Annotated in this window: 5 protein-coding genes; 4 read left to right on the forward strand and 1 reads right to left on the reverse strand. The window is 52.4% G+C overall.

What is annotated here, in order from left to right:
• The 4 genes from CJP72_RS03640 to CJP72_RS03655 all read left to right on the forward strand — a co-directional run.
• On the forward strand, positions 1–2,127 hold a 2,127-nt coding region (locus tag CJP72_RS03640; RefSeq protein ID WP_162379543.1), incomplete at its 5' end, for a CusA/CzcA family heavy metal efflux RND transporter.
• A 624-nt stretch (positions 2,128–2,751) separates the two neighbouring features.
• Positions 2,752–3,447, forward strand: coding sequence for a flagellar brake protein (locus tag CJP72_RS03645; RefSeq protein ID WP_162379596.1), 696 nt, complete (start codon positions 2,752–2,754; stop codon positions 3,445–3,447).
• A gap of 14 nt (positions 3,448–3,461) precedes the next feature.
• A complete protein-coding gene (locus tag CJP72_RS03650) occupies positions 3,462–4,049 on the forward strand; it encodes a helix-turn-helix transcriptional regulator (RefSeq protein ID WP_162379544.1) in 588 nt (195 codons plus the stop codon).
• 108 nt (positions 4,050–4,157) lie between these two features.
• Positions 4,158–4,925: an EAL domain-containing protein gene (locus CJP72_RS03655; RefSeq protein ID WP_162379545.1), complete on the forward strand. Its 768-nt coding sequence runs from the start codon at positions 4,158–4,160 to the stop codon at positions 4,923–4,925.
• Positions 4,926–5,221: 296 nt separating this feature from the next.
• On the opposite strand, the gene CJP72_RS03660 is transcribed toward CJP72_RS03655, so the two are convergent.
• Positions 5,222–14,626 (reverse strand): autotransporter outer membrane beta-barrel domain-containing protein, encoded by a 9,405-nt coding sequence (locus CJP72_RS03660; protein ID WP_162379546.1) that lies wholly within the window; start codon positions 14,624–14,626, stop codon positions 5,222–5,224.
• Between the last annotated feature and the right edge of the window lie 23 nt (positions 14,627–14,649).

The raw sequence follows: 14,649 nt of genomic DNA on the forward strand, positions 1-14,649 counted from the left end.
GAGTTTATTGTCGTGGCGCTGGTCTGTGCGCTCTTTTTGTGGCACATCCGTTCGGCGTTGGTGGCGATTATTTCTCTGCCGCTGGGACTGTGTATCGCCTTCATCGTGATGCATTTTCAGGGCATTAACGCCAACATTATGTCGCTTGGGGGCATTGCTATTGCGGTCGGGGCAATGGTGGACGCCGCGATTGTGATGATCGAAAACGCCCATAAACGGCTGGAAGAATGGGGGCATCTGCACCCAGACGAAAAACTGGATAACGACACGCGCTGGAAAGTGATCACCCATGCGGCGGTAGAAGTGGGACCGGCGTTGTTTATCAGTCTGCTGATCATCACGCTCTCTTTTATCCCCATTTTTACCCTCGAAGGCCAGGAAGGGCGGTTATTCGGGCCGCTGGCGTTCACTAAAACGTGGGCGATGGCGGGGGCGGCATTTTTGGCGATTGTGGTCACACCGGTCCTGATGGGATTTTGGATCCGCGGGAAGATCCCCGCAGAAACCAGCAACCCGCTCAACCGCTTTTTAATTCGCGTTTACCATCCGTTATTGTTGAAAGTATTACACTGGCCAAAGACCACACTACTGGTCGCAGCACTCTCTATCCTGACCGTGCTGTGGCCACTCAAAAATATTGGCGGAGAGTTTTTACCACGCATTAACGAAGGCGATCTGCTGTACATGCCTTCTACATTGCCGGGGATCTCAGCGGGGCAGGCGGCAGACATGCTGCAAAAAACCGACAAACTGATCATGACCGTACCGGAAGTGGCGCGGGTATTTGGTAAAACAGGGAAAGCAGAAACGGCAACGGATTCTGCGCCGCTGGAGATGGTTGAAACGACCATCCAACTCAAGCCGCAGGACCAGTGGCGTCCGGGCATGACGATGGACAAGATCATTGAGGAACTGGATAAAACGGTACGCTTGCCGGGGCTGGCAAACTTGTGGGTGCCGCCCATCCGCAACCGAATTGATATGTTGTCCACGGGGATAAAAAGCCCTATCGGGATTAAAGTGTCCGGTACCGTGCTTGCCGATATCGATGCGAGTGCAGAGCAAATTGAAGAGGTGGCGCGAACCGTGCCGGGTGTGACTTCTGCGCTGGCGGAACGTCTGGAAGGCGGGCGCTATATCAACATTGATATTCAGCGTGAAAAAGCTGCGCGTTATGGCATGACTGTCGGCGATGTACAGCTGTTTATCACCTCGGCGGTGGGCGGCGCGACGGTTGGCGAGACGGTGGAAGGGATCGCGCGCTACCCGATAAGCCTGCGTTATCCGCAAAGTTATCGCGACAGCCCACAAACCCTGCGTCAGTTGCCGATTCTGACACCGATGAAGCAACAAATTACGCTGGCGGATGTGGCGGAAGTGAAGGTGGTTGCGGGACCATCGATGCTGAAAACCGAAAATGCCCGCCCAGCCAGTTGGATCTACATTGATGCCCGCGATCGCGACATGGTGTCGGTGGTTAACGATATTAAAAAAGCGATAGCGGAAAAGGTGCAACTGAAGCCCGGCACCAGCGTGGCGTTCTCTGGCCAGTTTGAGTTACTTGAGCGGGCTAACCGCAAGCTGAAGCTGATGGTGCCGACGACGCTGATGATCATTTTTGTGCTGCTGTATCTGGCTTTCCGTCGGGTGGGCGAGGCGCTGTTGATCATTACCAGCGTGCCCTTCGCGCTGGTGGGCGGCGTTTGGTTCCTGTACTGGATGGGATTCCATTTGTCGGTGGCGACCGGAACCGGGTTTATTGCGCTGGCGGGCGTCGCCGCAGAGTTTGGCGTGGTGATGTTGATGTATCTTCGTCACGCCATTGAAGCGGAACCGACGCTGGAGAACCCGCAGACCTTCACACCTGAGAAACTGGATGAAGCGTTATACCACGGGGCGGTTTTGCGTGTCAGACCAAAGGCCATGACGGTCGCGGTCATTATCGCCGGCTTGTTGCCTATTTTGTGGGGCGCAGGCGCCGGGTCAGAAGTCATGAGCCGCATTGCGGCACCAATGATTGGGGGAATGATTACCGCGCCGCTGCTGTCGCTGTTTATTATTCCTGCGGCGTATAAATTGATGTGGCTGCGCAGGCACCGGGAGTCGCAAGCAGAATGTCGGAGATAATATTTTTCCAATAACCAAATAATCATCTTCCGAAACTATTTAAGACCAGCCTGTATAATGCTGGTCTTTTTTTTGTATTGTGGCATTAATCCATGCAAATAAGGTGGTTATTATTTAGCGCAGTAAACATGCGTGATCCCACTGCAGAGAACGCACTGATTAATAGATACTCACCTTAACTAAAATGTTATCCTTAGTTCAGGTAGCTTGATTTTCTATTTCAGGTTGCGTTTATGTTTTTTGAGCTTCTTTGATTTAAACAAAATGCTACATTAAAAATACGTTTGTGAACGAAAAGAAACCGCGGATGCCCGCCGCACTGTTTATATTGCAATCTACCATGTTTTATTTCAGAATCACGCTAAAACGAACCAATCTATTCTGTTTTGTTATAAAGTTTGGGTTAAGTTTAACAGGTTTGAGGCATGACTCACGCCAGTTCCCATCGCTTATGAATGTTTTTACATATCAATAGAACAGTAAAAATAGTTAAAAACTTAATTTTGCTAAGAATAATCGACATGAGATCCATTATGGTTATCCGAAATCAGGGTGGATGCCTGACTCGTGTTTATCTCAAACGAGAATGAGAAGTTTCTCAAATACAAGAATAAGGATTTAATGATGAGTTTTGGTATGGCGAAAGATGATAGATTTGAAATTATTGCCATCATTCGTGAAGAGCTTCTCAAGAAAACAAAGCTAGAAATAGTCTATAAAAACAACAGTATAGTAACTCAGCTGGAAAAGGTCGACTTCGAACACTTCGCCATCTCCCACCATGAAGATATCGTCACTGAGAAAATTCAATGTTTTATTCTGCACAGTGACAGCGGAATTATTAAATTCAACGCCCGATTCGATCGCGAGTCTTCAGATGATAACGCGAGTGGATTAGTTTATTTTATCCCTGACATGATTTTTTTTATTCAACGCAGGCAGCATCAGCGTTTCTCGTTTTTAAAGGGGTTTAGCTTTACCTGTTTTGGACGATACAAAAACGGCGAAAATTACTTATTTAAAATTAAAAACATTTCGCGTGGTGGTTGTGCGCTTATTGCTGAAGAGGTGAATCCACGCTTTCTGTATAAAGATGCGGTTATCAAAGGTTCCTCGCTGGAGTTCGAACAGTTCGGCAACCTGCAACTCGATATGAAAGTTATTGATGTTGTAGAAATCAATGAGTTTGATGCTGATAACCACCTGTATTCCTGCCATCAAGTTTCGTGCAAATTTGACTTTAAAAATCACCGTGAGGAGTCTGAAGTCGAAAAAATAATTATCAACTTTTTGATGAGCAATAAAATTAGAAGTTTATAAGGAAGGTGAACGGGATGTTGATGTGCGGCAATGATAATTTTGTAGGGCGTGGCGTCTCTGAGTTCCTGAAAAGTAAAGATGTGCCAATTAAAACGTTCAGGCGCGAGGAGATGATCAGCCAGTCATCATTGTATCGGCATCATACGATGCTCTTCAATATCATTGATAACGGTCAGTCTTGTGCTGATTTCGTTGATTTTTTAAATAAAAACAGATTCAAGGTCTATGACAACAACATTGTCATCGTGACCGACAGTTTGGTGGCGAAACTGTGTGTTGAGTTACTCTATGTTGAGAAAGCCATCGTATTGACTGAAAAGTCACCATTACGCGATTTTAATCAAATTGCGTCAGTGTCGGAAGGGGCTGGTCATTCCCGCGTCTTCCGCTCACAAAAAAAACTGACCGACCGGGAACAACAAATACTGAGTTTATTGGTTGGCGGCTACAACGCTAAAGAAATCTCTGAGTTAGTTAACCTGAATTATAAAACAATTCAGACGCATAAGATGAAGATCGTCCTCAAACTTGGATTAACGAACACTTCAGACCTGAATAAATTGATTGTCAGATTTAACCATTCGTTGTCTTTTTTACCCTGAGTCATTTTTGACAAGAAGATTTTGAATTATACTCTTAAGGGCTGAGTGCGCAGTCATTTTTGTATGGTGGGAGTCGCCATGCTAGCCCTATTTTTAAGGAGGAGACGGGTGTTTAATTCCAATGATGTACTCAGAGCGCTACAGGGGGCGTTGAATACCAGTCAACTTTATATGGTCTATCAGCCGATTCTGAATTTACATACTCAAAAGATATGTGGGTTTGAGGCATTAATGCGCTGGAATAGTCCTGACATGGGAATGATTTCCCCTGATATCTTTATTTCGTTGCTGGAAAAAAGCGGCAGCATGGCTTCTGTTGAGGAGATGGTTTCGAATCCTCCCTGGGATGTCGCCGCCCGCTGGCCAGAAAATATTTCGCTTTCAGTCAATTTTTCCGCGCTGGAACTCAGCGATCCCCAGTTACCTGAGCGAGTCAGGCGAAATCTGGCGTTCTCAGGACTTGCCGCCAGTCGCTGCGAAATTGAAGTCACCGAAACGGCACCTATTCGTGACAGTCTGATCGCCTCAACGAATATGTCTGCGCTGAAAGCTATGGGAGTAAAATTATCCCTTGACGACTTTGGTACCGGACACGCCAATCTTGATTATCTGCTGAAATATCCGTTCGATACTTTAAAAATCGACAAAGCATTTGTGGCAGAGATTGAGCCTAATACAAAATCGGCCAGGATCGTTAAAGGTATTATTGTATTAGCCCATGATTTTGGTATTGACGTTCTGGCTGAGGGTGTTGAAAGTAAGGAACAGCTAGATCGATTGATTCGTATTGGCTGTGATAAAGCGCAAGGCTATTATATTTCGCATCCTGTTCCGGCAGAACGTATTCCCGCACTGTTAAAACAATTCAATTATTAGAGCCTATCCCATTAGGCTTTTTCACTTGTCATTTTGGCCCTGGGCGGCCCGTAAGCGTGAGCGTAGCGAATTAAATCCTCACGTACTACATGTATGCTCTGGTTTTTCCGCGCTGCCCGTGTCCAAACTGACTACGCCAATTACGCCTGCTGGGATAGGCTCTTAATCATTCAATTCTGCACGACCTCTTTCCCCAGTTCCGGGCATAAAAAAGCCTTCTGCTAAAACAGAAGGCTTTGGGTTTTCAATGTTCACCACGTCTATTTGAGGTGGTGAACGTTCATTTTTACTTTTGATTAAAACATCTTTTTAAAGCCAATAGAGGCATTAATCGGCGCTTCAACCTGAGCTTTACTTCCGCCATTACTGAATTGGGTACCCAATTCACCGTAGACCTGCAGATCCCGGTCAATCGTCCAGGTCATACCGGCTGCCACTTCGGTACTGGAATACTGCTGGGAAGATTCCAGTGTCGTGGTCGTCACGGCGTTGCTAAAGTGCGTTTTGTCTTTTGAACCCAGACCCTGCCACAGGTTTACACGACCGTAAGGCTGGATTTTGCCGTGATTGGTGTCGTAATCCGCCACCAGGCGAACGCCGAGGCGGGCAGTGAACGAATCTGCAGTATCCATTTTCACTTTCGTTTTGGTTGAGCCATCAAGCGTGCTGTCGTCAAAGTCACTGTATTGATAGATCAACTGCGCTTGCGGTTCCAGACTCCAGGCGCTGGCGCCTAAGCGGAACGGTTTGCCCACTTCTGTAGACGCCGTCAGCGTGTTGCCTTTCACGGTGTACGAATCGCGATTACCCGATGCCGCCAGGCGGGAATCATGGTTACCGTATTGCAGAACGTTATCAACATACATGCCGGTGTCAGAGAACCAGGTGGCGTAACCGCCAATGTAGAAGCCATTATCGTCGATATTGCCGCCTTTACCGGCGCTGCCCACCTTCGTGCCGTTCACGCTACTGTCGATATCCAGAACGCTGGCATAAACCCCGGCTTTCCAGTTCGCGCCACCGTAGAGATCGGCACCCACCTGAATCCCGGTGGTATGGCTGTTGGTTTCTGTCCCCGTTGCATCATCCAGTTTGGTTTTTCCGGAGTAACCGATCATCCGTGCCCAGGCGCGGTTGTCGTCATCGATGCCTGGCTTGATATCATCCCCCATACGCTGGTGCATATTCCCCAGCAGGCTGAGATCGCCCTGACGTACTACGCTTGCGAGACCGTTGAACAACATCGTTTCTGGACGGTATTCGCTTCTGAGATACCAGTTTTCTCCCTGACCCTGTGCGTTACCTGCGTGCAATTGATATTCAAAAGCACCGGCCGCCATACGATCAGAGGCCAGATGGAAGGCATCCTGCGTGCTCTGCGCGGTGGTAGTGGCCCCATTTAGTGCGCTAACGACTTCAATACCATCGCCGACGGTCGGCGCGCCCAGTCCGGAACCGTCCACATCCAGCAGGGTACTCCCGCTTGCTTTACCGCCATCGATGACCAAACGGTCTGCGATACCGTTGCCGCTCGCGTCCTGCGAAGCCGCAATTTTCAGCGTACCGCCTTTCGCGTTGTAATCACCTTTAACGGTTAAGGTTGAGCCGACCTGTTGACCGAGGAGCGAAACATCGCCGTTGTTAGCCAGTCCTGCTACCGTTTGGTTGTAACCCTGGGTGTTCAACGTTGTGCCTTCAAACACATAGTGCTGCGATGCCGCGCTCAGGGTGTTTTCGCCACCGGCTTGCAGTACGCCATTGGCAATCAGGGTGGCGCCGCTGTAGCTGTTGGAACCTTCCAGAATCGTTGTACCGCTCCCGGTTTGCAGCAACTGGCCCGTACCGCTGATATTACCGTTGATGGCATAGGTATTGGCACGGTTGATATTTAACGCGCCGTTATCAACGATGTCGCCCTGGATGCTACCGATATTGCCGCCAGTGCCCAGTTGCAATGTGCCCTGTGCGATGGTGGTTCCACCGGTGTAGTTGTTGTCCTGGGTTAACGTTAAGACCCCTTTGCCGGTTTTGGTCAGCTGACCGTTACCTTCAACTGCCGTCAACAGCGCCACATTGTGACTGTTGGTGTCGAAGGTGCCGCCGCCGGATTCCAGCGTAACCTGACGCGCCGTGTTGAAGGCGTCGCCATATTTCAGCGTACCGCCGTTAAAGGTGATGCCTGTTTCTGGCGTGCCCAGATTCTTATCACCAGAAACCTGTAGCGTACCGGCAGTTATGGTGGTGCCGCCGCTGTAGGTGTTGTCGCCATTAAGGATCAGCGTCCCCAAATCGCCTTTATTCAGGCCACCGGTGCCGCGAATCTGGCTGTCGATAGTGGCGGTGTATTTCGCGCCATCCACGGTACCGTCGCCAACGCGAATCAGCGTATTCGCCGTGTTGGTCGTGATCGCCTCGCCGCCCACGTGATAACCGTCAGTGGCGAACTGCGCCCCGCTGATGACCACATCCCCTTTGCTGTTATCCACGGTCACATTGCCCGCTTCCCCCTGGAAGACGGCAAATGCGGCGTCGGTGAACGGCGCGTTGAGAATGCCTTCCGGTGTGGATTCGTCGGTGGTCCAGTTGTCGTTGCCTTTACTGGACTGCCAGATACCGTCGCCGCCGTTGATCACGCCATTGTTTTTCAACTCGCCGTTTTCACCGCCGGTACCATCCCAGAAGCGCAGCGTCAGTCCGGCGTGATTGACCAGGTTCACCTGGTTTTTGACCGAGGTCTGCACGTACAGGCTGTCTGCCGCTTCCGGCGCATTGGCAATATCCATCACATTGTTGGTCAATGTGCCGGTGTAATTGATGACGCGGTAAACCCCAACGTCAAAACTTCCGCCCGGAGTAGTTTCAATGTTCAGTTTACCGTCGAGGGTGAGATCGCCGTTTACGTTGATCAGATCGTTAAATGCGCCCCCTGGTGTGTTGGCCTGGCCGAACTGATAATCCAGTTGTGAATTTTCGCTCAGGTTCAGGGCGCCGGTAGTGAGTTTACCGACGCTATTCAGCGCGGCGCCTGCCGTGATGTGGCCGTTGTCTTCCACATTAACGGTCCCGCCGATAATGCCGTCACCGCCGAGCGTAGCGCCGGATTTCACCGTTACCAGACCCGTTGCCGCAGACTGATTCCCGTTCACCAGCAGTACGCCCTGATCGACATCCGTGGTGCCGGTATAGGTGTTATCGCCGGTGAAGGTCAGCGTACCGTCGCCGATTTTCACCAGGCTGCCGTCAGTGCCGCTGATGATGCCGCTGATGGTGTCATCAAGACTCAGATTGCCCAGCGACAAGCGTTTATCGCCCAGTTGAACGTTACCGGCACCGGAAAGTGAACCGATGGACGTCGCGCTGTTTACGCCACGAATATCGACATTGCCGCCGGCCTGGTTTTTCACCTGGGCCATTTCCGCCATCGCGTTATCGGCAAAGGTCATCAACCCGCTGTTAGTCACTATCGCGGTGCCGCCGCTGGCGTTATCCTGCAACGCCAGGGTGCTGTCGCTGGAAACCGTAATGCGTGAATTTCCTGCGCTGCTGTTTTCAGCAAACCGTGCGGTTGAACCACTGTTCAGGTTAATTTTGGCGTTTTCCGCCGTCGCCTGTTGCGAGAATATCGCCTTCGCTTTCTCGGTCAGATTCAGGGTTGAACCGGCGGCAGTGACCGTATCAGCCAGCGTTAACAGGCTGTCTGCAATGTTCATGGTGAGTGATTGCAGGCTGGTATCTGCGCCGCTGACGTTGAGGGTAGCGCCGTTGTTCATCGTCACGGTGCTGCTCGCGTTGCTGCCGAATGCACCGGTTTTACTGACGTTTACCGTGACGTTGTTGGCTTTACCGGTCCCGGCAATTTCGGTTGCGCCCTGGTAGCTGTTGGCTCTGTCAAGCGTCAGGGTGCTGCCCGCCGTGCTGGAGCTGCTGGTTACCTTCAGTTTCCCCGCGCCCGTGATATCGCCGGTTGGCGTGAAGTGATGCGAGTTCAGATCAACGATCTCGGCATCTTTATTCGCCCCCAGAGTGATGGTCCGGTCGGTGCTCAGATCGGCGCCCAGTTGCAGCGTCGAGGCATTGTTAATGGTGAGTCCCGTGCCAGCCTGACCCAGGTTTTTGTCGCTGGAGATTTGCAGCGTACCGCCATCAATGCGCGTTCCGCCACGGTACTCGTTCTCGCCGCTCAAGATCAGACGGCCTAAATCCGTTTTCACCAGCGTCAGTTTATCGGCGCTGTCGCCTTCGAGAATACGAGACTCGATGGTTGCGGTAACGTCAGCGCCTGCGGCACCTTCGCCGACGCGCAGCATCAATTCATTGCCGCCTGCCGTGGTGGCAAAACCGTTCAGCGCATCGCCTTTGACCACGTAACCGTCGGTGCCAAACTGCGCGCCGGAGAACGCAACTTTCCCTGCGGCGTCATCCACCTCAACGGTACCGGCTTTGCCAGTAAAGACAGCGAAGGCTTTTTGCGCCCACGGTGCGTTACCCTTGCCGTCTTGTTGCGTCCAGTTGTTGTCGCCGTTGTCGCCAATCGCCATCCATTTGCCGTCGCCGCCGTCAATAGCGCCGTTGCCTTCAATACCGGATTTACCGTGATTGCTGCCGGAAGTTTGTCCGTCCCAGAATTGCAGGGTAACGCCGTTGGCATTGACCAGGTTCACCTGATTTTTCAGGATAGTCTGGACAAAAATGTTGCTCTTATCCTGACCACTCGGCACGCTTCCCAGTTCCAGCGTTTGGTTGTCCAGGTTGCCGCCATAGTTATAAATGCGGTAGACGCCAGGGCCGAACTGCCCGCCAGCGCTTTCGGTGACGTTCAGCGTACCGTCCAGCTTCAGATCGCCTGCAACATCAATCAAATCGTTACGCGCGCTACCGGGCACAAAGGCTTGTCCAAGCTGGAAATCGGAAGTTGTCTGGCTAGCCAGTTTCAGATTGCCGTTAATGGTCAGCGTACCTGCGCCGCCGTCGCCTGCGCTGATGGTCGAGCTGTTATTCATGGCAACGTCGCCGCCAATCACGCCAACCCCGCCCAATGTGGCACTGCCGTTGACGTTCGTCGCGCCGGTCGCGGCGCTCTGATCGCCATTGACCAGTAACGTGCCTTTTTCGACCGTGGTCTGGTCTTTATAGGTGTTATCACCCGTCAGACGCGTCGTACCGTCGCCAATCTGCTGCAACGCGCCAGTCCCGGAAATGACCCCATTTAACCGTACGTCGTCAGAACGGTTAATCGCCAGCAGGCCGTTATCGATAATATTGGAAACTTCAGCAATTCCCCCACTGGTGCCGCCAACGCCTAACTGAAGCGTCCCGGTATTATCAATGGTGGTGGAACCGGTATAGGTGTTATTGGCGGTAAAAATGGTGGTGCCGCCAGCCGCACGCTCAAAGCGACCGTCGCCGCTGATAATCCCGGAATACACTTGCTGCGCGCCAACGCCGTCGCCCTGGGTATCAAAAATAACCCGACTGCCGGTACCGCGGGTGTTTACCGCGTAATTGTTAATCGTTGCCGCGCTGCTGCTTGTCTCACGGTGATCGCCCGTGCGCAGCGTCGCGCCATCGTTGACGGCAATGGTTTCGCTTTTCAGCACCAGGTCTTCAACGATACGCATGTCGGCCTGCGAACCGGTGAGGGTCAACGAATCCCAGCCAGTGCCAATATTGGTCCCGGTGCTGAGGTTATCCGCCGTCAGGCTGCCAATTTTTGCCGCATCGCCGTGAGTATTGGTGAAGGTGAGGGCGTTACCGCTCCCCGCCTGAGTCGTGATATGGCGGGTCCCTTTGAGAGAGACGTTACCGACGCTCGCGTTGTTGCCGCCGTTAGTGCCATCGAAATTCACTTCACCGGCAAAGGTGCCGTTGTTCCAGGTGAATCTATCACTGCCGCGACCGGTGTTAATGATACCGACGGTTTTGCCGCTGATAGTGATAGCGTCATTGCCGAGACCGGACTGGATAGCAATCGCCCGATCGCTTGCCGCCTGAAGGGTTCCGCTGTTGGTGATCTTTTTACCGTTATCGCCGCTGGCATCAATCACCGCATTACCGCTGGTGCTGTTGGAAATAATAGTGCCGCTGTTGGTCAACGCTGAGACGTTTTTGGCAATGATGGCTGAACCACCGGTCGTATCCTCAACGGTGATGTTGGCCCTGGTGGTGAGTTTGCCGTTGGTTTTGGCGAGGATCCCGCTGCCCGTTGCGTTGTTGGCATCGTTATGCACCAGGACGGTGTAGCCCGTGCCGATGTTCAGATCGCCGCTGGTGGCGCTACCATCTTGTTTTTCAAAAGCAAAACCGGTGCCTGCGCCTGTTACGTTCAGTTTATTGTTGGCGCCATCTTTCACGTTCAGCTCAACGCTGGTACGGATGCCCGGGCCGTTGTTGGCATTGATAGTGACATCGTTAAGCGTAATGTCTGAACGCTCTGCATTGTTCTGGATACCCGCACCGCTGCCCAGTGCGCTGATGGTCACGCCCTGCGCGCTCAGCGAGCCTGCGCCCGCTTCCAGACGGATGCCGTCGGCGGTGCCGTTGGTGGTGATGGCGTCGGGTTGACCGCCCGTGGCAGAGGAGATGTTAAGGCGCGCATCTTTGGCTAACAGAACACCTGCCGTGCCATCATCTACCTCAATGGTGCCGAGTTTTTTAATCTGCGCATCGCTGCCGGAAGCACGAACGCCAATCCCATCGGCGACATGCAAAACAGACGTGGAGTTGTTGGTAAAGCGCCCGCCCTGTTGCACATCTACGCCGATGCTGTTTTTGCTGGCGAGATTGATAATGGCTTTACTGTCGAGAATCAGATTGCCCAGATTCTTTGTGACGTAGGCAATGACGTTATTGCCGCCAGCGATGGAGGTGATTTTGGCGTTAGAGGTGAGCGTGGTGTCCCTCGCCGAACCGTCGTTATCTTTGCCATTTAATTTATGCGCCTGACCGTCAACAATCCCGGCGGTGGTGTCGGTACCGGTCAAAGTAATGGTCGTTTTATCGCTGATGCTCCCGATGGCTCCACCTTCGATAAGCAGGGCGGCGGCGCCAGTGCCTTCTACGGTGAAGGTGGCTTCGCCGGTATCGACCGTACTGCCCACACCGGTGGCGAGAACGCCCATTGAATCCTCACCCTTTAATGTGAGTTCAAGATCGGAAGGGGTATTCGTGCCTGGGGCCGTGGTGTCCCCGTCAAACATCGCGCCTTTGGCGATACGGAAAATGGTCGTCCGAGCCTTGCCGTTGTCATCCATCACTGCTTCGCCGATATTGGCCGTAGCACCCTTACCAAACAGATAGTAGCCAATCTGGTCAGTGTTATTGAATGTAGGACTACTGATGCTGTCGACGTTGGCCACGGCGTTGTCGCGCACATGTACGCCGATGTTACCGGCTTCTTCCAACGTGATGTGAGAATTCACATTGGCGGTGGCGCGATTCGCATCGTTCCCCTCAACCCAAACGGCATAGTTACGGTCGGTGGTCCCGCCGTTGCCAGCGACAGTAATAGTGCCTGTGTCGCTGGTGGTGGCTTGCGCCGCTTTGTTCGTCGCGCTGATGTGAATACCGACGTTATTGGTGCCGTTAACGTTAATCTGGCCATCATTGCGGATGACCTGGCCGTTTTCAGCACCGCTATCACGAACGGATATCCCGTAGTTTTTGCTGTTTCCGCCTGACTTATCACCGTTCACCGTAATGGTGCCGGTGTTGACAACATCACCGGTAGCTGTGCCGACCAGGATACCTGCGGCATTACGCACGCCGGTGCCCAGCGTGATGGTACCGTCGTTAACGACATTGCCTGCGCTTTTGGTGAGGATCCCGGCGCTTTGGCTGGAGCCGCCAGGCATTAACACATCCTGAGTCGTATCGTTGGCATTGCGTCCCAGAGAGATGGAGGCGTCTTTTTCGTTGACGAACGTGGAGTTTCCGTCCACTTCAACACCGTAGGCGGTGCCTTCGCCAAAGGAGTTCTTATCTTTGCGCCCGTCCACGACGTTGATGTGCCCTTTGTTGACCCCCGTGGTGTCGCCAGACAGTTGCATCCCAATAGCCAGCGTCAGCGAGGTGTTGGGTCTGGTGTCGCTCCAGGGATCGGCGGCAGAGGCGGTACCGTAGTCATCCGTAGTAATGGCCTGGTTGATGGTGCCGTTGTTGGTGACGGTACTGGAGCCTTGTCCCTGCATCCCGTACGCGCCATAGCTGTTGACATTCTGATTGCCGTTCTTGTCGATAAACAGTCCGGAGTTGATGATACCGTTGTTGGTGGCGGTTGAATTATCCGCCAGCATACCGACAGCCAGGCTCAGCCCGGCAGAGGTACGTAGCGCGTTAAGTTCGCCCAGGTTATTGATGGTGCCGCCGCCCGTCGCTTTCATCACGCCATTGATGCTGCCGTCAACCGCCAGAATCGAGCCTTTCTGGATCGTACCTGTGGTTCCCTGACCGTTGGCGTAAATAGCATGTAACTCGCCGTTACCCGTCGTCGCATTGTTACTATGCGAAAGCCCGTCGGTCCAGACGTCATAATCCCAGTTGATGCTGTCGGATGATTTGCCGGAATTCAGCAAGTCGTCGATAAGCGACGCATATTTGGACTGGGCATCAGAGACTTTCGTGACGACGCCAGCGTCCAGCCACAGTTGAATTTGGCTGACTTTTTTACCATCAGGAGAGACGGTTGCATCGTTGCTGGTGCCCAGTAACCAGTTATTGAATTCCGCTAAACCTGCGACATCGGTAATCGAAAAGGTCCGGTTGCCGGCTTCGACGACATTTCCGTCTTTGTCATAGCCGTAAGTCATGATGGTGACGTCGTTGCCGAAGGTATCGGTTGTCGTTCCACTCTTAAATTCTTTACCCGGCACGACCGGCGCTGCGCCAAACTTGACATAGTTATCTGATTGCCAGTTGACCTGACTGGTATTGTTTTGCGCTTCCAGCAGCGAGGAGTCTTTGGCCATTAACGCAATGGTATTGGCCTGCGCGCTGGCATTCTGCGTATCGTCGCCAATGTTCAGGTTGGCCGTCGCGCCCTTATCGGCAAGGGCGAAACCAAACTGCTTATAAATTTTTGTCTGTTTGGCGTCGTAGGTATTTAACACCACGGAGCCGAGATCCATCACCTGCAGAAAGTTCGCCAGGTCTTTGGTGTCGAACACTTTGATCGACGCCGTATTCTCTGGGTCGGCAGGATCGGAAATGCCGAAATCAACGTTTTGCGAAGGCATGGCGGATTGAAAGTGGAACAGGTAGCCTTCCAACTGGTCGACGGTGGTGATCTTCGAGGTGGTCTGACCATCGGCGCTGGTGGCCGTCAGGGTGATTTTGCCCGCTTCAAGGAGTTCCTTGATCGTCGTGGAATCAACGACGCCACTCTGCCCGTACTCAATGTTAGGGAGAGCCCCGATGATGTTCAGCTCTTTAGAGGCGGTGTTGTCTTCGTATAAGAAACCGTAGTCATTCACACTGTCGTGTACGCCTGCGGAGATCGGGGCGTTGAAGTCTTTGGAAATATTATGAATACCCGTGGCATTTAATGGGGCGGCAGAAGCGACCACGGATACACCGGTTAATGCGGTTGCGGCAATGATGATCACAGATTTACGCGTGCTGCTTTTTTTCTTCCCACGGGATAATTCGGAAACGACGACCCAGAGACCGAGCGCCGCGTTCCAAATAATGCTGTAAACCTTATTCATATATAACCCTCATCTGCATTTCT

The sequence above is a fragment of the Citrobacter sp. NCU1 genome (assembly GCF_010231475.1).
Classification (GTDB): domain Bacteria; phylum Pseudomonadota; class Gammaproteobacteria; order Enterobacterales; family Enterobacteriaceae; genus Citrobacter_D.

Excerpts from the sequence above, each read along its gene's own strand:
- CJP72_RS03645 (WP_162379596.1), top strand. The coding sequence starts at position 2,752 with ATGAGTTTTGGTATGGCGAAAGATGATAGATTTGAAATTATTGCCATC.
- CJP72_RS03650 (WP_162379544.1), top strand. The coding sequence starts at position 3,462 with ATGTTGATGTGCGGCAATGATAATTTTGTAGGGCGTGGCGTCTCTGAG.
- CJP72_RS03660 (WP_162379546.1), bottom strand. The coding sequence starts at position 14,626 with ATGAATAAGGTTTACAGCATTATTTGGAACGCGGCGCTCGGTCTCTGG.